The sequence below is a fragment of the Hyphobacterium sp. CCMP332 genome (assembly GCA_014323545.1).
Taxonomy (GTDB): domain Bacteria; phylum Bacteroidota; class Bacteroidia; order Cytophagales; family CCMP332; genus CCMP332.
The window spans coordinates 830,882-856,252 of record CP058647.1; the positions used below are offsets into that span (position 1 = coordinate 830,882).

Genomic DNA, 25,371 nt, shown 5'->3' on the forward strand with positions numbered 1-25,371 from the left:
AATGAGAACCTTTCTAATAATTATAGTCGTTGTTTTACTTTTTGGAAGTTTTATAGGGGGAGGCTATTATCTCTACCAAAAATCAGAAGAAAAGCCGGTTGTGTATGAAATTCAAAAACCATTTTTTAGTGATGTAGTCAAAAAAACTGTTGCAACAGGCTCAATAATTCCGCGAAAGGAAATTGAAATTAAATCACAGGTTTCCGGGGTTGTTGATAAATTGTTTGTAGAAGCAGGTGAACAGGTTAGAACCGGCCAAATAATTGCACGAATAAAAATTATTCCCAATGTCGTTGCACTAAATAATGCCGAAGCCAATTTAAAAACAGCCATAATCAATTTTAAAAATTCTGAAAAAGAACTGAAAAGGCAGCAGGATCTTTTTGAACAAAAAGTGATTTCAGAATTTGATTATAATCAATTCCTGCTCGATTATAATTTAAGAAAACAGCAGGTAGAAGCTGCGGAAAACAACCTTGATCTCATCAAGGAAGGTGCGGCTAAAAAATCAGGCAATGTTTCTAATCTCGTCAAATCCACAGTGGAAGGAATGGTTTTAGATGTCCCTGTGAAAGAGGGAAACTTTGTGATTGAAACAAATACATTTAATGACGGTACCACCATCGCTTTTATAGCAAATATGAGCGAAATGATATTTGAAGGAAATGTGGATGAAACCGAAGTTGGTAAAATTAAAGAGGGAATGGATCTCATTTTAAAAATTGGAGCTCTTGAAAGTGAGAGCTTTAAAGCCAAACTCGAATACATTTCTCCAAAGGGTGTAGAAGAAGAAGGTGCAATTCAATTTGAAATACGCGCCGCTGTAAAATTGGAAGAAGGAAAATTTTTACGCGCCGGATACAGCGCCAATGCCGATATTGTACTCGATAAAAGAGACAGTGTGCTTGTAGTTCCAGAGCGAATACTCTCATTTAAAGATGGGAAAACCTATGTTGAAATACAGACGAGTGAGCAGGAATTCAAAGAACAGGCTGTAAAAGTGGGGCTCTCCGATGGAATCAATATTGAAGTTATTGAAGGAGTGTCAATCGAAGATCAACTGAAGGCAGGAGAAAAAATCTGATACAGACAAATCATCTAAAATTCAATTTCTTAACAAATTCTTAATATTGAATTCTTACTTCTTGCTGAATTAAACCTTCATCTTTACCTTCACAGCGCAGCGCTAATCATAAAAATGAAAATGCTTTTTCTTTAAAGTAACTCAACAATGAATTACGGGTTACTTGACTTACTTACTTTAATAGGGGCTCTTGGGTTTTTCATCTATGGCATGAAAATCATGAGTGACGGTGTCCAAAAAGTAGCCGGAACCAAACTCCGACAGATTTTGGCCACCATGACGTCCAATCGGTTTTTTGGGGTAATTACTGGCTTTTTAATCACCTGTCTAATTCAAAGCTCATCGGCGACTACAGTGATGGTGGTGAGTTTCGTAAACGCAGGCCTCTTATCTTTAATTGAATCCATAGGTGTTATCATGGGCGCCAATATTGGAACAACCATAACCGCCTGGCTAATTTCTATTTTTGGATTTAAGGTTAAAATTGCGGATTTCAGTCTAATTATAATTGGAATCAGTTTCCCACTTCTCTTTTCAAAAAACAATAATTTTAAAAATCTCGCTGAAACTTTAATTGGTTTTGCACTTCTTTTCATGGGTTTGGAGGCTTTAAAAGACTCAGTTCCCGATCTTCAGAATAACCCACAAGCATTGGAGTTTTTAAAGGGGTTCTCTTATGAGGACAAAAGCTATTTTGGAAAATTATTAACCACAGTATTATTCGTATTTATAGGAACCATATTAACTATTGTAGTGCAATCCTCAAGTGCTGCTATGGCGCTGACATTGGTAATGACCAATCAGGGATGGATTCCATTTCCTCTTGCCGCCTCTATGGTTTTGGGTGAAAACATAGGTACTACAATTACAGCAAACCTGGCAGCACTAGTGGCCAATACGAATGCCAAAAGAGCAGCCAGAGCACATTTCATTTTCAATGTATTCGGAGTGATTTGGATGGTATTTTTAATGCCTTTCTTTATTACGGCCATTAACTGGTATATGGAAAAAAATAATTTTGGTTCACCAATGGAAACTGCAAGCAGCGTCCCCATTGGTTTGAGCATTTTTCATACAGTGTTTAACATTTTAAATGTTTTTATTCTGATCTGGTTTAGTCACTTCATTGCTTCTACGGTGACGAGGTTGGTCAAGGATAAAAAACATTTTGATGATCTCAGTCTTCCATTATATCTCAATGCCGGTGATTTAAAAGACATCAATAAGGCCATGAGTAATGTAAAATTCGAACTTGTCGAGTTTGTCAATAATGTTGAAAAATCATTTCAAAACTTAAGGTCCTATATTGCAAATAGCGATAATGATGATAACGGAAATAGGGAATTAAGAAAAAGTATAAAAGCTTATGCCGATATAACCAATGAATTTGACTTAAACATTAGTAATTATTTAATAGAACTATCTGAAAAAGAAACCAGTAGATATAATTCACTTAGAATATATCAATACATGGAAATAAGCAGTGAGCTTGAAGATTTTGCCGACCTATTGGAATACATGGCCAAAGAAATTGAATTAAATAGAAATAATGGTTTGAAACTAAAGGAAAAACATAAAAACCAATTGGACGAATTACTGAAACATATATTTAATTCATTAGGTGACTTTAATAAATTACTCCAAAACAATTTTCAAAAGGGTGAATTGGAAAAAAAGCAGGAGCTGGCTTATCTGGAGGATACCTTTAAAAGGATCAAAGATGATCATCTTGAATCAAAACTTAAGAAAAAGCACAAAGCCAAATTGAATGTTTATTTCTCAAGGCTTCACTCCATAACAGAGCAAATTTATTTCAGAATAAGATCGATAAATCAAATCGCCAATAGGGAAATACCCGCTTAGGAAGAAATACTGGTTTCTATTTCAGAATAATTCCTGCAATCAAATACAGGACAATCGTTAATTCCGCTTCTTTTATATTTTCTTTTGAGTTTTCTTTTCCGTTTTTCAAGCGACCTGCTGCCATATCTCGGTTTACAGGATTCCATTGCTCCCGAAATGGAAATGATAATAAGAAGTAATATGAAAATTCTCAGTGTTTTCATTCAGTAAGAATCCATAACAGGATTGTATCTCGGGGATACGTCAAGAGAATGATAGGTTAAGACTTTGGTTCTGCCCTTTTCAAATTCTACAGAAATATTTTTTTGAGAATTATAACTGCTAAATCTGGAGGAAAGCAATTTTAAATTTAAGTCCTTTTTGCCTTCTTCTCCCTCCAACCAGGTATAATAGATGCTGTGTGGTAAAGTTTGCCAGTTTCTGGTATCGGCTTGTTCGGTTGCCATATTAATAATACTTGCAGCAACGGCGGCTCCTTCACTTTGTTGACGTATGGCTTGTTCCGCAGCTTTTTTAATGGCAACCCGCAATAAGCTTTCTCCCATTTCCTTGAGCATTCTCTGTTTTAACAATTGTCTTGCTATATCATTCACAGGTTCTGCTTTAAATAACCTGGAGCTACCCCCTTCCCATTGGACAGAAGCATCAGTAAACAACAATTCCCGCTCGACATATTTTGGAAACACCACTCTTAAGGTTCTCAAATCTCCCAGTGAGGATTTATCGTCGCTGCTCATTACAAAATTAAAATTTAAGCCAAGCTCCTCATTTTGAAAATTTACAACTCCACCGGCTCCTTTGATAATTACAAAATTAATTGCCCATTCATCCTTCACCGGACCAAGGCCATTATGCCAAATAAACAAAACCCTGCCTTCATTGGAAGCCAATGGATCGGGAGTTTTCATTTTAAATTCTCTTTCGTATTGTTCTACTTCGGTATAAAATCCTGATAATTTGGCCGTCCTTAATAAATCTTTTTTCAACTGGTCAGGAGCAGACAGACCAAATCGCGTCTTGTACTCATTTTCATACGTATTATAAGCATTTCTATAGGCTATAAATGCGTTATTATAATCTTTTGAAGCATCGTAGATGAGGCCAATCAAAAGGTCTATAAATGCATCCTCCTGAAATTTATTATCACTTTTATATTTATCACTAAATTGATTTAGCCGAATATCCATTCTTCTGGCCTCTACAAGGGCAGCTTCAAAATTCCCCTGCTTTAGATAGTTTATGGCTTTGTAATAGGGAACCAAAAGATGTTCATGGTCTTCACCGGGATAAACGGTCATTTTGGGGTTGGTAAGAAAAGAAGCCGCATAATTCAGGTAATTTTTGCGGTAATCTTCTCCAAAAATATAGGCTTTTTCAAACCAGGCATTGCTTTCTTCATAATTTGAAAGCATAGAATTAACCACACCTAAATTTGTGAAATACAGAAATCTACTCTTTCTGTTTTCTCCCTTATCATCAGCCACCAGCAATTTTTTGGCTTGTTCCAGGTTGCCATTTTCAAAACTTTGGTTAAACTCCCTGTATCTTTGATAATAAGTCATACAAGCTCCCAGCAACACTACCAGGAGCAGGTATGCAGATGCAATTTTAAATGCTCTCAAAGAAGTATATGCTTAATTTTTTATGTATTTCTTAATCTCCTTATCACCAATCCAGACCTTTTCATTGGTTTCCAGATTCGCCAGTTCAAGATTGGTTTTATAAAAGACAACCTTTTCCTTGTTGTAAGAATCGGTGATTGATGTCAACACGCCAAAAAGCATAAAATCAGCACCTAATTCCTTACCCCATTTTTTAGCCGTTTCAGGACTTGAGAATTCATTTTGATCAGCTCTTTCCTCTCTCATTTTTTCTCTGAATACAGAATTCTGAACAACCCTAACACGACCGGAATTAATAAATTCTCTTTCTATGTTTTTGATAAATGTTTCCGTTTCAATGTGCTCAGAAGTCTTGTTGGACATCATCCCCACAATAACAACGGGCTTTTCCCCTGTTGCCTGACGGAAATCCTCTAGCCAGGGCCTTGACAATACATCTCTGATCATTTCTTCGGAAACAAGCCTTGAGTCAGTATCATTCCAGCGACCGCTAAGGTCAATTTGCTGATCGGGACTTACTCTTGTAACGCTGCGTTTACAAGCGGTTCCAATAGTTAAAAAAGCAATGGCGATTAGAATTATTCTTAAATTTTTCATTTTGTGATTATTTACAACCAAAATTATGATTTGAAAAACATAAACCAATAACTATACCAAAAAATAAAATTTAGAATTCAGCGATTGCTCTGAAGTTCAAAAATCGTTGGGAAAGCGTGTTAGGTATGGCATAAGTATTTCCAGTAACATCCTGAATCCAGATATAGGAAATGGTATTATTGGCTGCGATAATATTTAAAACCTCGGCAGCCAGTTTTATCGATTTAAAACCTCCATCGCGAATACCTTTACCTCCTATGGTTAAAATTTTTGTAAAGCCTACGTCGGCCCTTCTGTAAGATGGCGCACTAAGCTGAGCTCTGAATTCCGGTCTCCTCGGAGGTCCAAACGGAAGACCTGTGCCGTAAACCAAATTAATATAAACACGGATACTCGGATTTTTTGGTAAATGATCTTGAAAAAATATGCCCAGATTTAACCTTTGATCCGTTGGCCGTCGTATAAAACCATTATCATCGCCCTCGAGATTTTCGCGTGAAGAAAGTATTCCCAAACTAAACCAGGATTCTGCTCCTTTTATGAACTCTCCACCAATTCTAACATCTAAACCAATATTATAGGCTTCCGCATTTACCTTAGGATAATAACGAATTCTGACATTATCTATATCGTATGGAATGACTTTGTCCAGGTATTTGAGATAGCCTTCAGTTGTCAATTTAAAATCCCTATGCCAAATTTTAAAGCGATAATCACTACCTATAATGGCGTGATATGATCTTTGCGCCAGCACATCTTTATTCACGCTTCCATCAAAATTTCTCAATTCTCTGTAAAATGGAGGTTGTTGATATACCCCCAGGGCACCTTTGAAGGTAAAATCTTTATTCCATTTTGGATGATAATAGACCTGTATCCGAGGCGATACCAATAACTGATCATTTAAATTCCAATAATTGAAGCGCAGACCATAGGTAATTTTAATTGCGGAATCGGGTTGAATTTCATGCTGTACATATCCTTCAAAACGATGTGAGTTTAGATCAATACTGCTTTTTCTATTTTCAGTGATATTGACATAGTCCGAAGAGTCAATAAAAGACCATTCATTGAGCTGATCTTCTATTATTTCAGTCCCGTATTGTAATCCGAATTCCAATTCGTTTTTTTCATTCAACTTAATTTCATTTCTATTTATAGTATTTAAAATACTTGCTGAAAGACTGTTTCTGCCATAATTATATATCGTACCTATACCCCTTTCGGAAATGCATTTGTCAAAACTGGTGTCCGCAAGATTTGTCCCTACATCACAAAGCCGGTAACCTGCCTCCAAGTCCTGATTTTCTCTTTCCCTGGTAATGGTCAAAGATTGTGTTACCGTACTTTTAAATTTTTCTGAGAATTTGTGTTTCAAACTGAGTCCCCCCTGGTATGTATCGTATTCCATTTCTTCCTGTCCATCAAACGCCACGAATAACCTGATCACTTCCTGAACGGTACCAAAAGTGCTTTCTCTTGCTGCCGGGATTACATTGTAACGGTTTCTGCTATAGGCATTGAGGAAACCCAATTTTGTTTTACCCTCTCCCTGAACTTTACTCAAATCATAACTTATATAGGATTGCAGATCGGTAAAACGCGGTAAATATTCCCCTTCCGTTTCAAGTGTATTTAATAAAAATTCAGTCCTTTTATGACGTATTCCTGTAATATGTGAAAGTCTTTTATTTGGAGAACTTCCTTCCAGGTGAAATGAACCTCCCAATAAGCCTACAGAAATTGATCCGCCAAATGCCTCTGGCTCTTTATAGGTAACATTTAAAACTGAACTTAATTTGTCACCATAACGTGGCTGCCAACCTCCGGCTGAAAATTCTGCACTGGAAGTGAGATCTGAATTGACAAAACTTAATCCCTCCTGTTGGCCGGATCGGGTTAAAAATGGTCGGTAAACCAATATATCATTGACGTAAACCAAATTTTCGTCAAAGTTTCCTCCCCTAACCGCATATTCGCTCGACAATTCATTTTGAGCGATTACACCGGGCAAGGTGGCAATAATTTTATTGAAATCCTGACTAACACTAGGTAGAATTTTGGGCAATTTCGGGTCTATTGCTATCACACTGACCTGTTCTTTTTCCGCTTCAGAACGATCACCTTTGATTTCTACATCTTCCAAAAGTTTGGTTTCTTCTTCTAAATATATTTCCCTATACTTTTCTTCTCCGGCATTGAGATTAAGTATGAAAGTCTGAGACTTAAAACCGACAAATTTTACCGTAAATATTTTATCAATTCCAGCTGTAGTAATTAAAGAAAACTCCCCTTTGGAATTGGTAATAGATAATTTCTGATCGGAATTGCTTATTACATTGGCAAACTCTACGGGTATTCCCGTTTCGTCTTTAACCACACCATATACTCTGGCCAGATCCTGAGAATTAGCAGCGAATGCTAAAAAAATCAATAATAGTAAAAGAGAAAACCGAATTGGGATCATCAATGATTGTGATCAGGCAACGTAAGAATCGGCACTGATATTTTTCAAATCGGAAATTACTTTTGTGGGATTTTCAGAATTGAATACAAAACTACCGGCAACCAACATATCTGCCCCGGCTTTTACTAGTTCAACTGCATTCACGGCGTTTACACCTCCATCCACTTCAATATGACAGGCCGGATTTTTATCATCGCACATAGTTCTTAGTTTCCTTACTTTCTCAATAACATGAGGAATAAATTTTTGGCCGCCAAATCCAGGGTTTACAGACATTAAAAGAACATAATCAAGCTCAGGCAATATATTGTCGAGCAATTCCACCGGCGTGTGCGGGTTTAAAACGACACCTGCTTTACAATTATGGCTTTTAATATTTTGAATACTGCGATGCAAATGGGGACAAGCTTCATAGTGAACACTGATCCAATCTGCACCTGCCTTTTTGAAATCTGCAATGTATTTATCGGGCTCAACGATCATCAAATGAACATCCAAAGCCTTTTTTGCATGTTTTTTTACTGCAGAAATGACAGGTAATCCAAATGAAATATTTGGTACAAAAACTCCGTCCATAACATCGAGATGAATAAAATCGGCTTCGCTTTGATTTAACATATTGACTTCTTTCTCAATATTGGCAAAATCGGCTGCAAGTAAAGAAGGAGCAATTAAGGTATTGGCCATATTATTGGGCTTTTACAATTCTAAATACATTTGATTCTTCATCCGTGCTGACACGTAAATACAGGATATTAGAATTCATAAATTTTTCAGACAAATCAATAGTATTTATATAATCGGCTGATTTGATTTCTATGTTCTTTAACAGAGATGCTATTGTATTATACACTTCAATCTTTACTTGTTTACCTATAATTTTCGCACTTACCTGTAAAGTCAAGTTTGAATTATAAGAAAAAGGATTTGGGAAAAACTTAAAATCAGCATTTGAATCGCTTAAGTCATTAAGCGAACTTAAAAATTTAGCTTTTGAATAGTTGGGTATTCCATAACCATAATCGTTGTTAGGATTTGCATATCTATCTGCAGACATTCTAATAAGTTCAATCATCTCTATGTTTGTTTTATTTGGGTAAGCAGACCAAAGCGAGGCAGCAAAACCGGCAATCAATGGCCCGGAAAATGAAGTTCCGGAACCGTTTACAACATTTCCGGTACTAGAACTTATCACCGCCGTGGACAAACCCTGGGCCATAACATCGGGTTTAATTCTTCCGTCCGCTGTTGGCCCTCTGCTGCTAAATGCAGCTAAAGTGCTGTCTGCGCCCACAGCTCCTACAGTAATAATTGAATCGGCATCGGCCGGGGCAGTAATATAATACCAAGATCCATTGCCTTCATTCCCGGCACTATTGATACAAAGAATGCCTTTTTTGGCTGCAAATTCAGCAGCTCTTGAGATTATGGTGGTGTTTCCGTCCATGTCCGCATAGCTATGGCTGAATTGAGAGTTATCCATAGTAGAATAGCCCAAAGAGGTATTGATTAGGTCAAGCCCCAGACTATCTGCTTGTTCAGCAGCTACCAACCAGTTAAATTCTTCAAGTTGTGTCTCGGAAAACACATCTTCAGTTCTGAATAAAAAATAAGAGGCGCCAAAAGCGGTTCCGATTATTTCGCCCGAAGAGAAAGCCGCCATGCATGAAAGTACACTTGTTCCATGGCTGTGTTCATCGTAGACATTTTGATCTCCTTCAACTATATCAAAAGTCCCTAAAATTCGATTACTTTGATGCAAATGATCAAATGCTGCAATGCTGTCGGCATTTCTAAAACCAGAATCAAATACACCTATCCACATTCCTGTGCCGTCGAAACCCTCATTGTGCATCACATCTGCTCCCAGCATTGTAATCTGATTCGCAGCGGCCCCATAGTCAAATTGAGTTTTGGCATTTGAGGTATATTTTCTGTCAATCTCCCATTCTTCAAATTCGCGATCCGGTTGTTTTACTTTAAATATTCTCTGATCATTTTTCACAAATGGCAATGTCAGAATTTGATTAAGAGTGATCGAGTCGCAATCCACAACCACCGCATTGAACCATTTTGATTGTCGGATGACCAGCGCACCGGTGCTCTCAACCTGCGAAACATAATTTACATTGACAGGAATATCAGATGAATCCATAGAAATGCCTTGTCTAGTTCTTCTGTCCAGTGCTCTTTGGGAAATCATGCTGAGTGGATTTGACAAATCATAGGAGGTATTGGCCTTGTCCTTAAAATATACGACGTATTTCTTCTGGGCTAAAAGTGAATTACCAATTGACAGAAGTACAATTAGTGAAAGGATTCCAAGCGCTTTAAATTTTACCATTTTTTATTAATTCCTGACTAAAAATAGTACCCTTTTCAATTTCTCCGGTTAATACCATTCCATTGGACTGCCGATATTGCAATATTCGGGTATTTTTCCTTGCTAATCCAACGTTTAAAACATATTCTTCGGTTCGTTTATCAACTTCAACTAAGTTTTCGATATCACTTTGAATTATGCTTAATGCCGGACTTAAAATTGTATCAGTCAGTTGAATCGAGGCACCAAGATTATTTATTGAGTAAATCTCTTCACCCAAACTGTTAAATTTGTTCGCATTCCAACTAAGTCCATTTTTTACCGGAAAAATAAGTTTGATCAAAGTGCGGTTGTTGATTTCATAAATCAATTCATCATTTTTTATTTTAGCGATGGCAATGGAATCAGGTTGATTCGGCCATTCATCTAAAAGCTGAGCTTTTGTGTAAATTTCAATTCGCAAAGCAGAATCACCTTCAAAATCCAAAAATTTAGAGGCGATGATTTCGCGTAAATAATACTCTTTTACCGTTGAGTCAGGCACCACCTTATTCAGTGTGGAATCCGGCCTTAGAAAATATTTTGTATTGTTTATTTTATAATCCCGGTATAAATTTAATTGAAGTGGAAAATAGTTGTATCCTGCTTCCGGTACAATTTTATCATCATCATTATTGCAGGATAAAAAAATGATTAAAATGAATGTATATATCAGGTATTTCAACAAATCCAATTTGTTTACAAATTTAACTTATAAATACCTTTCTGTAGGTTTTCTAAACAATTACTATGAGCTTTGAATTTTAATACTAATTATGGCTTTAAGAATTCCTGTGTACATAGCTTCAGTTAATAACCTTTCTGATGCAAGATATTGTGCCGGAATGGGCGTTAAATGGTTGGGTTTTTCAAGTCAGGATCTGGGCAGTATATTGTCGGAGAATGACCTAAAGGGAATTTTGCAATGGGTAGAGGGAATTGAAACCGTTTTAGAGATTAGAAATTATAATTTGAATGCCGATTTACTCAAAATGGACTTTGACTCTTATTTAAGCAAAGAAGCAGGTCTTTTTCCTCAGGATGAAAAATCGAAAATATTTGAATTCAACATTGAGAGTTCTAAATCTTTGAAGTCTTCGGTTGAGCATTTAGATCACTATGATTATCTCCTTTTAAAAAGTAGTGAAGACACTGAAAATATAGATGAAGCGCAAAAGAAGCTTTTACTAAGCCTGGCAGGAAAATTTCAATTAATATTGGGCTTTGGTATCACTATGAAAAATCTTAAATGGATTGAGAAAGAACTAAAACCCGCAGGTATTATGTTAAAGGGTGGCAATGAAATTAGACCGGGGTTTAAAGATTTTGATGAACTCGCTGATATTCTTGAATATCTTGAAATAGATTGATGAAAAAAAGAGTCCTAAATATTTTTCTTATATGCTTCTTGTTCATTTCCTCTCAAAAAGCTTTTTCTCAGCTTGAAGTTAGCCTGATCCCAAAACTCGGTTATTCTTTCTCAACTTATAAACTAAATTATCCTTCAATACAACATTTAATGAGAAGCGGGCCTGCAGCCGGTTTGTATTTTCAATTCAGGCCAAATGATATTTTTCTTTTTGAAACAGGAATGCAGGTAACATCGAAGGGTTCCATACAAACCGCCTTTGATACATTTCCGAGGTTAGAATTAATCACCACATATGCTGATTTTCCCTTTTTAATTGGAATACAACCATCCAAAGATTTTTTTCAGTTAAAAGCCGGTCTGCAATTTTCAAATATTATTAGCGGACATATAAGATCAGAAGACACTTCCAGGGAAAACAAAGATTTGTATAATTCCTGGGATGTAGCCGCTATACTCCAGGTGGATTATGATTTTGACTTTGGCTTAAATGTCGGAGTGAGAATGGCAAGTGGAATCACAAATATGCGTAGGGAGCGAATAATTTTTCCCAATAATGCCCAGGTTGATGAATTCAGATCCTTTAATATTCAGATTCTGACAGGATATACCTTGCCTATTATTTTAAATTAAACAATCCCCTGAGCCAGCATAGCATCCGCGACTTTTGTAAATCCTGCTATGTTTGCACCAGCCATATAATTTCCTTCCATTCCGTACTTTTTACTAGCTTCCAGACAACTGTTGTGAATGCCCTTCATGATTAATTTTAATCTGGTTTCTACTTCTGTAGCTTCCCAATACATACCCAATCGGTTTTGGGTCATTTCAAGGCCTGAAGTCGCAACTCCGCCTGCATTGGACGCTTTCCCCGGGGCATAAGCTATCTTATTATCTAAAATGATCTCTATTGCTTCTGCAGTCAAAGGCATGTTAGCCCCCTCTGCAAGCAGTTTAATGCCATTTTTTACAATGTTATTGGCATCCTTAGTGCCGATTTCATTTTGCGTGGCACAGGGGAAAGCACAATCAGCCTTGTTATCCCATAAAGGATTAGAATCCGAATCTTTATTCACTGCAGTGAACTGACTGTTTTTGTATTTTTTGGCGTACTCCTCTACTCTGCCTCTCTTTTCATTTTTTAATTCCTTAATGAACTCCAATTTATCCTGACTCACACCTTCATCATCATATATATAACCGGAAGAATCTGAAAACGTGACCACCTTTGCTCCACAATGTATTAATTTCTCCATGGTGTATTGAGCCACATTCCCGGAACCCGATACAAGACATACTTTTCCATTCAGATCGTCATTCTTTTCATTCAACATATTTTCAGCAAAGAAAACCAGGCCATAACCTGTAGCTTCTGTCCTGATCAAGCTACCACCCCATCCGGGCCCCTTTCCGGTAAGAACACCGGTAAATTCGTTGACAATCTTTTTGTAAGCACCAAATAAATAACCAATTTCCCTGCCTCCTACGCCTATATCTCCTGCGGGAATATCCAGAGTGGGGCCAATATGTCGATACAGTTCCTTCATGAATGCCTGACAAAAACGCATTACTTCAAATTCTGATTTCCCTTTCGGATTAAAATCGGATCCACCTTTCCCTCCTCCCAATGGTAAGGAAGTAAGTGCATTTTTAAAGATCTGTTCGAAAGCCAGGAACTTAAGAATACTTGGATTTACTGAAGGATGGAAACGCAAACCTCCTTTATAAGGGCCTACTGCACTATTCATTTGAACGCGGTAGCCTTTGTTAATCTGAATTTCACCCGAATCATCGATCCATTCTATCCTGAATGAAATTAGCCGTTCGGGCTCTAACATTCTTTCTAAAATTTTGTGTTTGCGATATTTTTCGTTTTTATCGAGAACCGGTTTTATGGTGTCAATAACTTCTTCCGCCGCCTGGTGAAATTCAGTTTCTCCGGGATTGCGTTTTTTAAGTGCTTCAATTATATCGGACATGTTAGGTCTTATTTGAGATAATATTAAACCTTAAATAATTAATAGAAAACCCTTCTTTCATAAATTTTTCCTCGTATCGCGTTTTTATACCGAAGTGTTCATCTTTTAAATCAGAGTTATACAAGTCATAGGTATAAAGTAAATTGTCCTTTGGAAGTTTTTCTATGAGTTCTAATGAAAAATCAAATAAGGGCCTAGAATCGGTCTTTAGGTGAAATATTCCGCCATCTTTTATTAGATGATAATATTTTTTAAAATAACGCTCTGAAGTTAATCTCCGTTTAATGTCCCTATTTCTAGGCCTGGGATCGGGGAAGGTAATCCATATTTCGGAAATTTCATTTTCGGCAAAATGATCATCAATTTCCTGAATCATTATTCGTAGAAATGCAACATTATCTAGGTTTTCTTCTTCTGCTGCTTTACTGCCCTTATACATTCTATCGCCTTTGATATCAACCCCAACAAAATTTTTATTGGGAAACAAACGCGCCAGACCCACTGAATATTCACCTCTTCCGCAACCCAGCTCTAAAACAATGGGTTTATCATTCTTGAAAAAATTAGAAGCCCATTTTCCTTTCAAATTGCCGAATTCTGCTTTTCCGGGTTGAATTAAATTTTGTCGCAGTTCATTTTCGGCAAACTTCTTCTTCTTTTGTCTTGCCATTCTTACAAGTCTTTTATTTCCGCAATCACAAATGTGCTTCCTCCGACAAAAATAAAATCGTTTATAGATGCTTTTTGCTCTGCGAGTTCAATGGCCTTATTTACATCCTTTTTAATTAAAAAACACAAGTTTTTGTCTTCTGCGATTTTAATTATTTCATCCGTATTCATTGCTCTCGGAATATTTGCCTGGCAAAAAATGAATAGTGTGTCTTTTGGCCAAAAATCCAGAATTTTATTTATGTTTTTATCATTGACAAATCCAAGTACTGCAATGAGTTTATCGAATTTATAATTGTTGATTTGGTTTAGGATGTAGCGCATTCCCTCCTCATTGTGTCCGGTGTCGCAAATAATCCAGGGCTCTTTGGATAAAATCTGCCACCGGCCTTTAATACCCGTATTTCTGATGACTTTTTCCAAACCAATGCAAATCGATTTTGTCTTTATTTCATAGCCTAAAAAATTCAGCAATTCCGCGCTTTTTATGATACCGGGTAAATTGTGAATCTGATAATCCCCTTTGAGTTCAAAGTCTATTATATCATAAAAAATTTCTGATTTCACCAGGTATTTTCCATCACCTTTAGATTCAATTTCAACATCATCTTCGGCAAAATATATTTCGGACTGACATTGCTTTGCTTTTTCAATAAATATTGGTGCTGATTCTTCCTGCCATTCCGAAATTACTACGGGACGCTCATTTTTTATTATACCCGCTTTTTCAAATGCAATACTTGATATATCCGGGCCTAAAAATTCCATGTGGTCCAAATCGATAGAGGTGATCACGGAAAGTATAGGATCAATAACATTTGTAGAATCAAAACGCCCCCCCATTCCAACTTCCAATACGGCAATATCCACTTTCTCTTTAGCAAAATAATCAAAGGCCATGGCAACGGTTATTTCAAAAAAAGAAGGACGAATATCTTCTATGAGCTCATTGTGAAGGTGGACAAATTCTACAATATAATCCTCGGAGACCTCTACTCCGTTGATTTTAATTCTTTCGGTAAAGGACTTCAAATGAGGTGAAGTATATAAACCCGTTTTATAAGAACTTTCCTGCAATATAGAAGCCAGTGAGTGGGCAGTTGATCCTTTTCCATTGGTGCCGGCAATGTGAATCGATTTGAATTTGTTTTGTGGATTTCCCAATGCCTCGCAAAGTTTGAGTGTATTACTCAAATCCTTTTTAAATGCACTTTTCCCAATTCTCTGAAACATTGGAAGCCTTTCAAATAGATAGGCCAAAGTTTCCTGATAGTTCATGGAGATCTAATTGCTTCTTATTACGAAAGTGATTTTGCCAAGAGACCTTTCGGCGGCTGCAGCACCGGCGGAAGTTTTGGAAAAAGAGGTTTTCAATACCTCGTCGCGATATATTTTCTCAACCAATGGACTCACTGTTTTTTCCAGAGTTTTAATCGATACCACAGTACCGTATTTATCAACTTCAATTTCAAATATAATTTTTCCGGTTGCTTCCGTCGGATCGTTTGGAATTGGTTTTTTATCCCATCTCCAACCCGACATTTCCAGACTGGCCCCACCTGACCCGGGATTTCCCTTATAGCTGATTCCATCATCACCGCGAGGGTCACCCTGATTACCTTTATCATTGGTATTTCCTTCTCCCTGCTTGCCACCTCCGCTTGGATATGTAATTAGTGGTTTGGGTTTTTCAACCGGTTTTTCAGGTGACTTTTTTTCTTCTTTAACTTCTTCTTTTTTAACTATCGTTTCCTCGGATTCTTTAACCTTGTCCGGGCTGGAGCTGTCATCGTAATCCGGACTTTTACTTTCTTCTACGATTTCTTCACTTGGTTCTTCTGATTGCTCTTCAATTATTTCTTCAATGGGCTCTGTTTCTACCTCAGATTCTGTTTCATTATCTGATTCCGCTTCAGATTCTACTTCAGACACTTCTTCTGTTTCAACCTCACCGGAACCACTTTCATCAATACCGAAATTCAATTCAATGCCATATTCCTGAATTGGTGGGTCCGGAGGACTCCATGCTAGTAAAAAAATAAAAAGGAGAAGCAAAGCACCATGAATGCCAAGACTAATAATTAGTCCGGTGCGATGATTCCTTTTATATTCCTGTTCCTGCATTATTTTGGTTTTGCAGCTATCGAAACCTTGGCCTTTAACGATGTGGCAATACCTGCAACATAAACAAGATGCTCTACGGGTACTGATTTATCGACATGCAAGGCAACTACGCCTTCTTTTTCAGTCAGTTCATTTCTGAGCGCAGGCTCAAGCCTGGCTCTGGGTACTTCTTTATCATTAACGAAAAAACGCAAATCCTTTGTAATGGAAACCGATACTTTTTGCAATACCGTGGTTGTGCTCTTGCTGCTGGGCAAATTAACCGGCAAACCCGATGGTGTGACAAAGGATGCCGTCAACATAAAAAAGATGAGCAATAGAAAAACGATGTCCGTCATTGAAGACATGCTAAATCCCGAATCAATTTTATGTTTTGACCTTAAATCCATTACTTATTTGGCTCTTGCAATAAATCAACAAATTCAATGGAATTATATTCCATTCTATGAATCACTTTTTGCACTCTGGTAATCAAATAATTATAGCCTATATAAGCTATGATTCCAACAAACAAGCCAGCTGCAGTTGTAACCATGGCCTCATAAATACCCGATGACAAGAGTTTTGGGCTTACAGAACCTTCTTCCTGTGCAATTGCCATAAATGCCTGTATCATACCCAAAACCGTTCCAAAAAATCCCAGCATTGGAGCAGCACCGGAAATGGTGGCCAAAACATTCAGGTTTTTTTCGAGTTTGTAAATTTCTATTCTACCCACATTTTCAATACTCGCTTCAATATTTTTTAATGAACTGCCCAACCTGCTGATTCCTTTTTCAATCATTTTAGCCGTTGGTGAATTTACCTGGATACACAATGCTTTGGCACCCTGAATATCTCCATCCAACACCATTTTTTTAATCTGGTCAATAAAGGTTTTTGGCAGTTTTGAAGCTCTTTGAAGTGTTAAAAGCCGCTCAACAAATATATATACAGCTACTATAGATAAAAGTAGAATTGGAATCATTGTCCAGCCCCCTTTTGAAAGGAGGTCCAAAACCGAAACAGATTCCTGTGCCGCGGCATTCCCTAAAGAATCAGCAGCAACGATTTGCAATAATGTCATTTGAATCAATAAATTAATACCCAAATAGTGTTTCCGAATTCAGATCGCAATTCTTCCATTTTACTGATAGCCCCTTCAACGGTTTCTGCTTCAGCAATAGATACACGATATAATCTACTTTTATTATCTGGAAGAATAATTTTTGAATCATTCTGTCCCTTTGCCATTACATTTTCTCTGAATTTATACGCATTAGCTTCAATTTCAAAACTGTTGCCAATGACATAAAAACGTCCGTTTTTTTCCGAAATTGTAACTACCGGTTTAGGCTCAGGCTCAGGTTCGACTATTGGCTCGGGTTCCGGTTCAGGCTCTGGTTCCGGTTCCTGTACAGGTTCCGGTTTTTCAACAATCACGGGCTCTTTGTGCTGGTTTAAAAAATAGTAGCCTATGCCCGAAGCTGCTACCAGTATTATCAGAATTATTAATACGAGCACAATTGGGTTTCTCTTTTTCTCTTCTTTTTTAAGAAATTTATTCTCAACTTTTTTTGGAGTATCTTTTAAAGCAGATTTGGCATCTTTAGCTGTTTCTGCGATAGGAGCTACAACTTCTTTTTTATCCTCCTTTTGTTCCTCTTTAGGTTTATCCTCTTTGCTTTTCTCATCTTTTGGCTTTTCTTTATTATCATCAGGTTTTGGGCTGGCTTTTTTGCTAATGGGCTCGGCTTTTACTTTTTGCATTCCCAGCGTATCCGGAGAAATATTTAAATCGGGAAGTGCTTTAAAAACAACCTTTTTGGCTGAGTTGACACCCAAATGGCCAAGACCATCTAATTCTACTTTCTTTTTTGCAACTATTTCCTTCTTTAACTCATCTACCCATTTTGACAGGTCTTTCTTTATGGCATCAATGCTTTTTCCATCAACCCTGGCTAAAAAATCTATAAAGGAATTGTCTTTTGAAGCCTCTTGTTTAAAGCTTACTGTTCTAACAGGCGGTTTCATTTCCTTTTTTGATGGATCCACATCTGCCTTTAAATTTTTAGCGTAAAAGGTTCCCAATTTAGGTATATAGGCCTGATCATTATGTGCCAGATATTGTCTTAAAAACTTTGCAATCATTTCCATTAGAAAGTGTAAGTTAAACCAGCTCTAGCTTGTATTCCCCTGTTATCATAGAAAAGATAGCGCTGATATTCGTTTGATAGTATATTTTTCAACTCCACAAAAGTTGAAAAGCGCTCTGAAAACTTATATTCCAATTGAAGATTTATGTCCAGAATATCGTCAAGTGCTCTCTTAGCTTCCATGGTTGTATAAGCAAATATACCATTAATGGAAAAAATATCGACATTCATATATATCTTCTTTTGGATATTGAATTTTGAGTAAATATGGCTTTCCACAGAAGGCAGATGCCAGGCTTTGGTAGTATCGCTAAAGCCGTAATTCCTGTATTCCAGACTTACTCCAAATTCTAAATTGTTCAGTGGTTTTGTATTAAAGGTTAAGCCGGCCGTGAAAATAGAGGCATTCTCAGCATATAAAACCAAAAATCTGTTATTGATGGTATTGTTGATGAATAAAGGCAAATTATCAATCGCAGAATATGACATATAAACGTCAATAAGTGACTTTTTTAATAATGATGTTCTCAGTCCTCCTTTAATTTCCAATTCTTTATTGCTATGGCTGAGAATATTCCCTTCATCCAGAAATGGATTCTGAGCTGCAAATGAGTTCAATCCATTGCTTACTATTCCTCCTTCAATTCCAGCATAAGGAATTAGCTTTTCATCGAGTAATTTATACTCTATATGAGCCAATGGATAAAGGTGAAAATCTCCCTGCAAATTGGTATCAGATTCAATACTCATTTTTAGACCTCCACTTATTTCAAAATTGCCGGTTTCAATGACATATTGTGGTGCTATTTCGGTTAAGTGCCTTGTACTTGAGAAAGTATCAAGACTGTAATTAGCTAATATATATCTGGCATTCAATCTTATTTTTTTACCAACATTGAGCTCGTAATCAGAATCTAAATTCAGACTAAGCCAATTTTCATTTTGATTGAATTTATCATCAAGATGCTCAAAACCTATTCCCAATTCAAAATTCAAATAATCCAATGGATCTGTTTTACTCAAACTGGTACTTAGACCTATGCGATTAAACAGTTGATCCATTGGCTCATCTTCAGGATTAATAATAATTGGAACAAATCGTGGAGGATATAGACCATAGAAATTAAAATGCTGTCTATCGTAAAAGGCATTTGCACTCAGGCTGTAATTATCATAGAATATCCCTCCATTTGCCGCGATATGATTTCTGCTGTTATCCGAATCTTCGACCGGCCCGCTTCCAAAGGCATTATGCCCTACATAAATATTATAATAGCCCTTGTCTTCCCTTTTATTGCCAAGAAAAGCTTCGAGATAAGTATTGGCATAATTCCCAATTCCCCCTCTTACATAATTGCCGTATAATTTATCCAAACCCTCGCTTTTAAGTTTGTTAATTCTAATTGAAGGGTCAAGTGGAGACAATCCAATTCGGTGTTCTCCAAATTGCATTTGAGCTGATGGCTTAATTTCAGGTTGAGGAATTTCGCTTATTTTTTGATAGTTTCTGTTTGCCCTCGGAAGCGTTATATCTTTATTTTTCTGGATTACAACTTCTATGTCTTCAAGTTCCCCTTCATTATTTTGAGCTAAAAGCGAGTGACTTAAAGTAAAGGCTATTATTGGCAATATTTTAAATAGCTTATTCAATACTGTCCAAATTTATTTCTTCAATAGGCACAATCGCCTCTTTTTCTTTGACACTGATTAACAATTCCTTAGCTGCATTCACCGTATTTTCAGAAGGTGAATTGGCTATGATAGATTCAAGCGTACTTCGCGCCTGAAAATATTCTTCCATTGCAAAGAAGTTTTTGGCAATCAATAAAAATGCAGCATCATTCCATTCTGGGTAATGAGCATATTTGCCGATCAGGTCTAAAGAAAGATCAATTGATTTTTGATTGGCCCCCAAAATGTATTTTATCTCGGCGATGTTAAAAAATGCCTCTGCTGCATGCACATCATCTCCCGCCTCAATACATTTTTGGAAATACTCTTCGGCTTTATCGAATTTTTCTATAGCCCGGGAGGCTTTCCCCAGAAAAAGCAATGCCTTATTTCTCGCACCAAAGGCGGCTTCCCCCCGCTCTGTAATTAATTGAGCAAAGCCCATGGAGGAATCGTAGTTTGCCAAAGAATAATGACTCAGCATTAAGCCCTGCCATGCAAAAATTTCTTCATTTCGCGTTCTCGCCAAATACTTAAGTAAATTGTATTTTGGTATTGCCTCTTTATATTCTTCTTTATCATATTGAATATCCGCGGTTCTCAGGATGGATTTATTCAGGAAATTAGAATTTGAAATTTTAAGTACTTCAAGATGGTATTTTAGGGCGCTATCGTATTTATTGATTAAATAATAAGACTCCCCGAGATAATAATTTATATCAGAGAAATAACTGTTTTCACCGTAATCCTTCAAATAGGATTTAAATTTATCAATAGCCTTTTTGTAATCTCCGGCAAAATATTGGTTTCGGGCTCCTTCAAAATCAAGCGTAATTAAAGCATCGCTTTCTGGGTTGGCCCGGGCAAATTTTTGTTTATCGCCTTCATACTCATCATCCCTTCCTGTTGAATGTAAGGCTTCCTGCAATCCGGTAATTGCGTCTATGGCCGTTTTGTGTGATGCGTATTTATGTAGTATTTTTCTATAGTCTTTGATTGAGTTTTCAGGTTTATTAAGATTGGTATATGATATACCCCTGTTTAAATAGGCATAAGGAATAAATGGACTTACTTCCTGTGTTTCTATAAGTTTTGTAAATCCGGATATCGCATTGTTAAATTCTCCATTTTCAAAATAGATATTTGCTTTTTCATAAAGGGCATCGTCATAATAGCGAGAGTCTTTATAATCAGCTAAAATCTTTCCCAAATATTTCAAAGCATCTCCTTGATTGCCCAAAAACCAACTCACAACCCCCAATCGGTAAAAAGTATAATCCTGATAATCGGGATAAACTTTGCTTGCCCTCAAATAGGTATTAAATGCCATTTGGTTGTTTTTTAATACAAGATGGCAATCCGCCAAACGGACCAGGGCATCGCCGTAATTCATTTTATCCGCAGCAGATTCAAGTGCGTCCGTGTATGCGCTAAAATGCGGTAAAGCCTTGTCGTATTGTTTGGTATTAAAATAAGCATAGCCAATGCCGTAACGCGTTTTTAAAAAGATTTCAGCAGAAGAACTATTTTCATTTCTAAAAACACCGGCATAGGAATTTATCGCCTCATCATAATTTTGAAGGATAGATAGTGCCTCGCCTTTCCAGAAATAAGCTAATTTTACAAATTCCTTGCTTAAGGCTTTTGACAATGATTTGTCAAAATTGGACACCGCTTCTTCAAAACTTCGATCGTTAAACAGCTCAACACCCCGATAAAATGTAACTTTTTGGTAGGTTTCGTCAATGACTTTATTACTTATTTTCAACGATTCAATGTGTTTTATTGCAGCTTGATAATTATTCGATGTCAAATAAGCTTCGGATAAATATTGATTGGCTTCTTCTGTGTATTTTCCCCTGGGGTATTTTTCAAGATAATTCTGAAATAAATCAATTGACTGTGCTCTGAGTCTTGAATCAAATTTCAGTTTGGCCAAGGCAAAAAATGATTCCTCCTGCACATTTTTGTTAATATTCAGACTGCTGGCTTTTTCAAATGCATTTTCCGCATATGGGATATTGTCATTTTTTAAATGAACTCTTCCCAAATAAAAGGATGCCATTTGAACCAAAGAGTCATTGCCTCTGAATGCAGCCTGATCAAGGAATGGCACTGCTTCTTCGAAATTTTTGAGCTGAAATTTTGTGTATCCTATTCTATAGGAAGTACCTGCATCGGGCAAAGAGCGTCGGCCTTCATTGAAATTATCAAAATATTCATTGGCCTTTTCATAGTTTCCTTCATTAAAATAGGCATCGGCTAAAATCATGTAAATGGATCTTTTATTTCTAACCCCGCGATCTTCCAGAACATCCTCGCCTATTTTTTTAAGTTTTTCATATTCGCCCTGTTTGTAGTAAATATTTGCCAAGAGTTCAGGAATTAAATTTTTATATGAAGCGTCACTTTCAAGAAATCTCAGATCCATTTCAGCCTGATTGTAATTTCCTGATTTGTAAGCAATTATGCCCGAATAATAATAGGCCGCATTGCCGTATTTGCTGTTGGAACCTTTCACACGGTTGAAATAGGGGGCAGCTTCATCAAATTGCTGAAGATTAAAGAAAGAATAGGCCAGTTTGAATTGGGATTCAACGCTTTCTTCTCGTGTTAAATATTTATAGTCAACTTTCCTTAAATAAATGCACGCATCACTAAAATTGCCTTTTTGATAAAAAAAAGTGCCTAAATCGAAATTGATTCTCAGCGAGTGAGGGTTTTGCGGATAGTTGTTTTGGAAATTTTTAAGTCCATCTACCGCATCGGGGTGGAACAGATACAAGCCGCAAAGCGATTTGTAATAATGGGCTGAAATGCTTCTTTCGTCAGAATAACTTTGTGCATAGTCCGAAAAGGCAGACCTGGCAGGATTATATAATTGCTTTTCAAATAAGTCTAATGCCCTATTGTATAGAAGCTCTTTATCCTTGTAAATCTGTGTGTTTTGTGCAAAACAGACGTTAAAAACCAGGTTTAATACTAAGATTCCCGGCCAAACTTTTTTCATAGACAAATTAAAAACTCCAACTCAGCCCTAAACTAGGTAAAATTGGCAATTGATTTACTCTTTCGAAGTTAACGCGGTCAAAATAGAATAAATTATCCCGATCGTATACATTTATCAAATTGGCGGAGATTTCTAAAGTAGAATTGCTATTAAACTCTATTTTCTTTTTGGCAGACAAATCCAATCTGTGATAATATGGGAGTCTTCCTTTATTGAAGTCATCATAAATTATTCCCAGTTCGCCGTTTTCATTGACTGGATTGGCATTAGTGCCTCCGGAGAAATTTACATTCTCATAAAAAGCCACTGTTTGCGTAAATGGAAAACCGGAACCCAGATTCCATCTTCCAGATAGCTCCCAACTGTCGTTATTGCCAAATGCATAAGACACAATCATATTGACATTATGTCTTCTGTCAAAACTCGGATTATAAACCCTGTAAGCCAAAGGTTGAGAAGCATCGTCATTAACACCCTGTCTTACGATACCATCACCTACCGGGCCTCTTCTTTCATTAAATCCTAAGGAATAGCCTGCCTGGATAAAAAGATTTCTGTCATCGTATTTAACCTGAAAATCTACACCGCTGGACTGGCCATCTTCTACAATAAAATCGGGATCATCGGCAAATACTTTTAGGCGATTTATATTAATATTTTGGGTAAAGAGTTTTATATAGGGCTCTACGTTTATTTCAATTCTGTCTCTGAAAAGGTCCAGTTCAAAGCCTCCGATATAATGTTGTGCCTGTTGCAGTTTTACATCCACCGACTCTCTGTTTTCATTAAATAATGAAGATGGAGATGAAATATATCCCGCAAAGAGGTTGACGACATCCCTGTCGGATCGTGTAGCTATTAGGTTTTGTGTAAACAATCCGGTTGCGAATTTTAATCTGAAATCGTCGGTTACATTTAATTTGGCTCCAAATCGCGGCTCAAGACTTAAATTACCCAAAGAGGCATAATACTGTAGTCTTACACTAGGTTCTAAAACAAATCTAGACTGTACAATTCTGTATTTAAAATATCCGGCCATTTCGGTATTATTCTGATTGTCTTCTACATTTACCTTGTTCGGTGTAACTGTGTTAAATGAAGTTGAATTTCCCACATATTGAATTCCCCATTTTATTTCGCTCTTTTTAATAAAATAGGTAAAACCCAAACTTAAATTCAAACTCGAAACCTTAGAGTTTCGCGGACTTTGGGTGGCTTCCTCAATTCCAATATCATAACTGGAATACCCTATGGTTCCCGTGATTAGTTGTGATGAACCGGTTGGCAGAAACAAAAAGTTTGTTCCTACTCCAATTTGATCCCATCCAAAGGTGCTATTGGCATCCAGGCCTGCTCGATCTGAAAAATTAAATCCATAAAAGCTTACTTTACTACCCTGACTTGAAGAAATGGTTGTCTTGGCATAGATATCGTTAAAACTGTAAGGTAAACCATTTTCCGTTTCTACATAATCATAAAATAATTTACTTGTTTTATCGAGGTAAGATGTTCTTCCACTAAGTACAAAAGAAACTCCACCTCCATTTTCTCCTTTAGAAATCGGACCTTCAAGGTTTAGCTTAGATGTAAATGGATTGGCTGAAACTTTACCTCCAAACCTATTTTTATTACCATCCCTGGTGGCCACATCTATTACAGCAGAGGTTCTTCCTCCGTATTCTGCATTAAATCCACCGGTGTAGATATCAGCATTTTTTAAGATATCCGTATCAAAAATTGAAAAGAGACCGATTGAATGGAATGGGTTATATACCAATAGGCCATCAAGTAAAATCAGATTTTGTACCGGTGAACCACCTCTTATAAACAATTGACCTCCCTGGTCACCTGTAAATACCACACCGGGAAGGGTTTGAATGTATTGTGCCAGATCCGGTTCTCCACCGACACTTGGCATGATCTTGATTTCTCTTGGCTTAACGGTGTTTATTGCCACCTGGATATTTTCCTGTGCGGCAATTTTTTTACCCGAAATGGTTACCTCATCCAATTGCACATTGCTCTCTTCCAACTCAATCCTTTTGGTAATGATTTTTCCTGATGCTATGGTGATTATTTCGGTATAATCAGCATACTCCAGAGAAGAAACTTTTAGCGTATAGGTGCCTGCCGGAACTTTGGTAATAGAAAAATAGCCGTTGATATCTGTGCTAATTCCAAAATTGGTGCCATCCAGAAAGACGGTAGTAAAAATCACCGGTTCGGAACTTGCTTTGTCGTAAACAAATCCTCTTACTTCTCCGGTTTGGGCAAACGCGGAATGAGAAACAAGAAAGATTAAAACCGGAATTAGACCTCGTAACAGTTTTTGCATCTTGATTTTTTAAAATCGCTCAAAACTATGAAATATGGTTTAAACGAAAAGTTATGTATCGAAATTTCCGATATATTTTTCCCG

21 protein-coding genes are annotated in these 25,371 nt (G+C 36.9%); 4 read left to right on the forward strand and 17 right to left on the reverse strand.

All coding sequences use genetic code 11. The features are described 5' to 3' along the window. Window position 1: 1 nt before the first annotated feature. Window positions 2-1,084: an efflux RND transporter periplasmic adaptor subunit gene (locus HZR84_03605; protein ID QNL21061.1), complete on the forward strand. Its 1,083-nt coding sequence runs from the start codon at window positions 2-4 to the stop codon at window positions 1,082-1,084. Window positions 1,085-1,231: 147 nt separating this feature from the next. Next, the gene (locus tag HZR84_03610) at window positions 1,232-2,947 is read left to right on the forward strand and encodes a Na/Pi cotransporter family protein (GenBank protein ID QNL21062.1); all 1,716 of its coding nucleotides are present in this window, start codon (window positions 1,232-1,234) and stop codon (window positions 2,945-2,947) included. On the opposite strand, the gene HZR84_03615 is transcribed toward HZR84_03610, so the two are convergent. From HZR84_03615 to HZR84_03645, 7 genes are all read right to left on the reverse strand, one after another. Beyond that, window positions 2,944-3,150, reverse strand: coding sequence for a hypothetical protein (locus HZR84_03615; protein QNL21063.1), 207 nt, complete (start codon window positions 3,148-3,150; stop codon window positions 2,944-2,946). The genes HZR84_03610 and HZR84_03615 overlap by 4 nt on opposite strands. After that, window positions 3,151-4,509 (reverse strand): hypothetical protein, encoded by a 1,359-nt coding sequence (locus tag HZR84_03620; protein QNL23179.1) that lies wholly within the window; start codon window positions 4,507-4,509, stop codon window positions 3,151-3,153. Window positions 4,510-4,581: 72 nt separating this feature from the next. Continuing rightward, window positions 4,582-5,166: a penicillin-binding protein activator LpoB gene (locus tag HZR84_03625; protein ID QNL21064.1), complete on the reverse strand. Its 585-nt coding sequence runs from the start codon at window positions 5,164-5,166 to the stop codon at window positions 4,582-4,584. Between the two features lie 70 nt (window positions 5,167-5,236). Continuing rightward, window positions 5,237-7,600, reverse strand: a complete 2,364-nt coding sequence (locus HZR84_03630) for a TonB-dependent receptor (GenBank protein ID QNL21065.1) — start codon at window positions 7,598-7,600, stop codon at window positions 5,237-5,239. Between the two features lie 45 nt (window positions 7,601-7,645). Next, window positions 7,646-8,320: a ribulose-phosphate 3-epimerase gene (locus HZR84_03635; GenBank protein ID QNL21066.1), complete on the reverse strand. Its 675-nt coding sequence runs from the start codon at window positions 8,318-8,320 to the stop codon at window positions 7,646-7,648. A 1-nt stretch (window position 8,321) separates the two neighbouring features. After that, window positions 8,322-9,977: a S8 family serine peptidase gene (locus HZR84_03640; protein ID QNL21067.1), complete on the reverse strand. Its 1,656-nt coding sequence runs from the start codon at window positions 9,975-9,977 to the stop codon at window positions 8,322-8,324. Beyond that, window positions 9,964-10,680 (reverse strand): hypothetical protein, encoded by a 717-nt coding sequence (locus tag HZR84_03645; GenBank protein ID QNL21068.1) that lies wholly within the window; start codon window positions 10,678-10,680, stop codon window positions 9,964-9,966. The genes HZR84_03640 and HZR84_03645 overlap by 14 nt, the downstream gene beginning before the upstream one ends. Before the next feature lie 91 nt (window positions 10,681-10,771). On the opposite strand from HZR84_03645, the gene HZR84_03650 reads away from it, so the two are divergent. Beyond that, window positions 10,772-11,365 carry a hypothetical protein gene (locus tag HZR84_03650; GenBank protein ID QNL21069.1) on the forward strand — a complete coding sequence of 198 codons (594 nt, stop codon included), beginning with the start codon at window positions 10,772-10,774 and terminating at the stop codon, window positions 11,363-11,365. After that, window positions 11,365-11,997, forward strand: a complete 633-nt coding sequence (locus HZR84_03655; GenBank protein ID QNL21070.1) for a PorT family protein — start codon at window positions 11,365-11,367, stop codon at window positions 11,995-11,997. Before HZR84_03650 ends, HZR84_03655 begins: the two co-directional genes overlap by 1 nt. On the opposite strand, the gene gdhA is transcribed toward HZR84_03655, so the two are convergent. The 10 genes from gdhA to HZR84_03705 are packed head-to-tail and all read right to left on the reverse strand — an operon-like array spanning window position 11,994 to window position 25,287. Next, window positions 11,994-13,343 (reverse strand): NADP-specific glutamate dehydrogenase, encoded by a 1,350-nt coding sequence (gene gdhA, locus HZR84_03660; protein ID QNL21071.1) that lies wholly within the window; start codon window positions 13,341-13,343, stop codon window positions 11,994-11,996. The two genes, HZR84_03655 and gdhA, sit on opposite strands and share 4 nt — an antisense overlap. A gap of 1 nt (window position 13,344) precedes the next feature. Next, a complete protein-coding gene (gene trmB, locus HZR84_03665) occupies window positions 13,345-14,013 on the reverse strand; it encodes a tRNA (guanosine(46)-N7)-methyltransferase TrmB (GenBank protein ID QNL21072.1) in 669 nt (222 codons plus the stop codon). Window positions 14,014-14,015: 2 nt separating this feature from the next. Beyond that, on the reverse strand, window positions 14,016-15,290 hold the full coding sequence (locus HZR84_03670) for a bifunctional folylpolyglutamate synthase/dihydrofolate synthase (protein QNL21073.1): 1,275 nt from the start codon (window positions 15,288-15,290) through the stop codon (window positions 14,016-14,018). A gap of 6 nt (window positions 15,291-15,296) precedes the next feature. Beyond that, window positions 15,297-16,136: a hypothetical protein gene (locus HZR84_03675; protein QNL21074.1), complete on the reverse strand. Its 840-nt coding sequence runs from the start codon at window positions 16,134-16,136 to the stop codon at window positions 15,297-15,299. Continuing rightward, complete coding sequence (locus HZR84_03680; GenBank protein ID QNL21075.1) at window positions 16,136-16,525, reverse strand: biopolymer transporter ExbD; 390 nt, start codon at window positions 16,523-16,525, stop codon at window positions 16,136-16,138. The genes HZR84_03675 and HZR84_03680 overlap by 1 nt, the downstream gene beginning before the upstream one ends. Further along, the gene (locus tag HZR84_03685) at window positions 16,525-17,202 is read right to left on the reverse strand and encodes a MotA/TolQ/ExbB proton channel family protein (protein ID QNL21076.1); all 678 of its coding nucleotides are present in this window, start codon (window positions 17,200-17,202) and stop codon (window positions 16,525-16,527) included. The genes HZR84_03680 and HZR84_03685 overlap by 1 nt, the downstream gene beginning before the upstream one ends. Before the next feature lie 5 nt (window positions 17,203-17,207). After that, on the reverse strand, window positions 17,208-18,272 hold the full coding sequence (locus HZR84_03690) for a hypothetical protein (protein ID QNL21077.1): 1,065 nt from the start codon (window positions 18,270-18,272) through the stop codon (window positions 17,208-17,210). Then, complete coding sequence (locus HZR84_03695; GenBank protein ID QNL21078.1) at window positions 18,272-19,921, reverse strand: hypothetical protein; 1,650 nt, start codon at window positions 19,919-19,921, stop codon at window positions 18,272-18,274. The genes HZR84_03690 and HZR84_03695 overlap by 1 nt, the downstream gene beginning before the upstream one ends. After that, on the reverse strand, window positions 19,914-22,952 hold the full coding sequence (locus HZR84_03700; protein ID QNL21079.1) for a tetratricopeptide repeat protein: 3,039 nt from the start codon (window positions 22,950-22,952) through the stop codon (window positions 19,914-19,916). The genes HZR84_03695 and HZR84_03700 overlap by 8 nt, the downstream gene beginning before the upstream one ends. 7 nt (window positions 22,953-22,959) lie before the next feature. Then, window positions 22,960-25,287, reverse strand: coding sequence for a carboxypeptidase-like regulatory domain-containing protein (locus HZR84_03705; GenBank protein QNL21080.1), 2,328 nt, complete (start codon window positions 25,285-25,287; stop codon window positions 22,960-22,962). Window positions 25,288-25,371 lie beyond the last annotated feature (84 nt).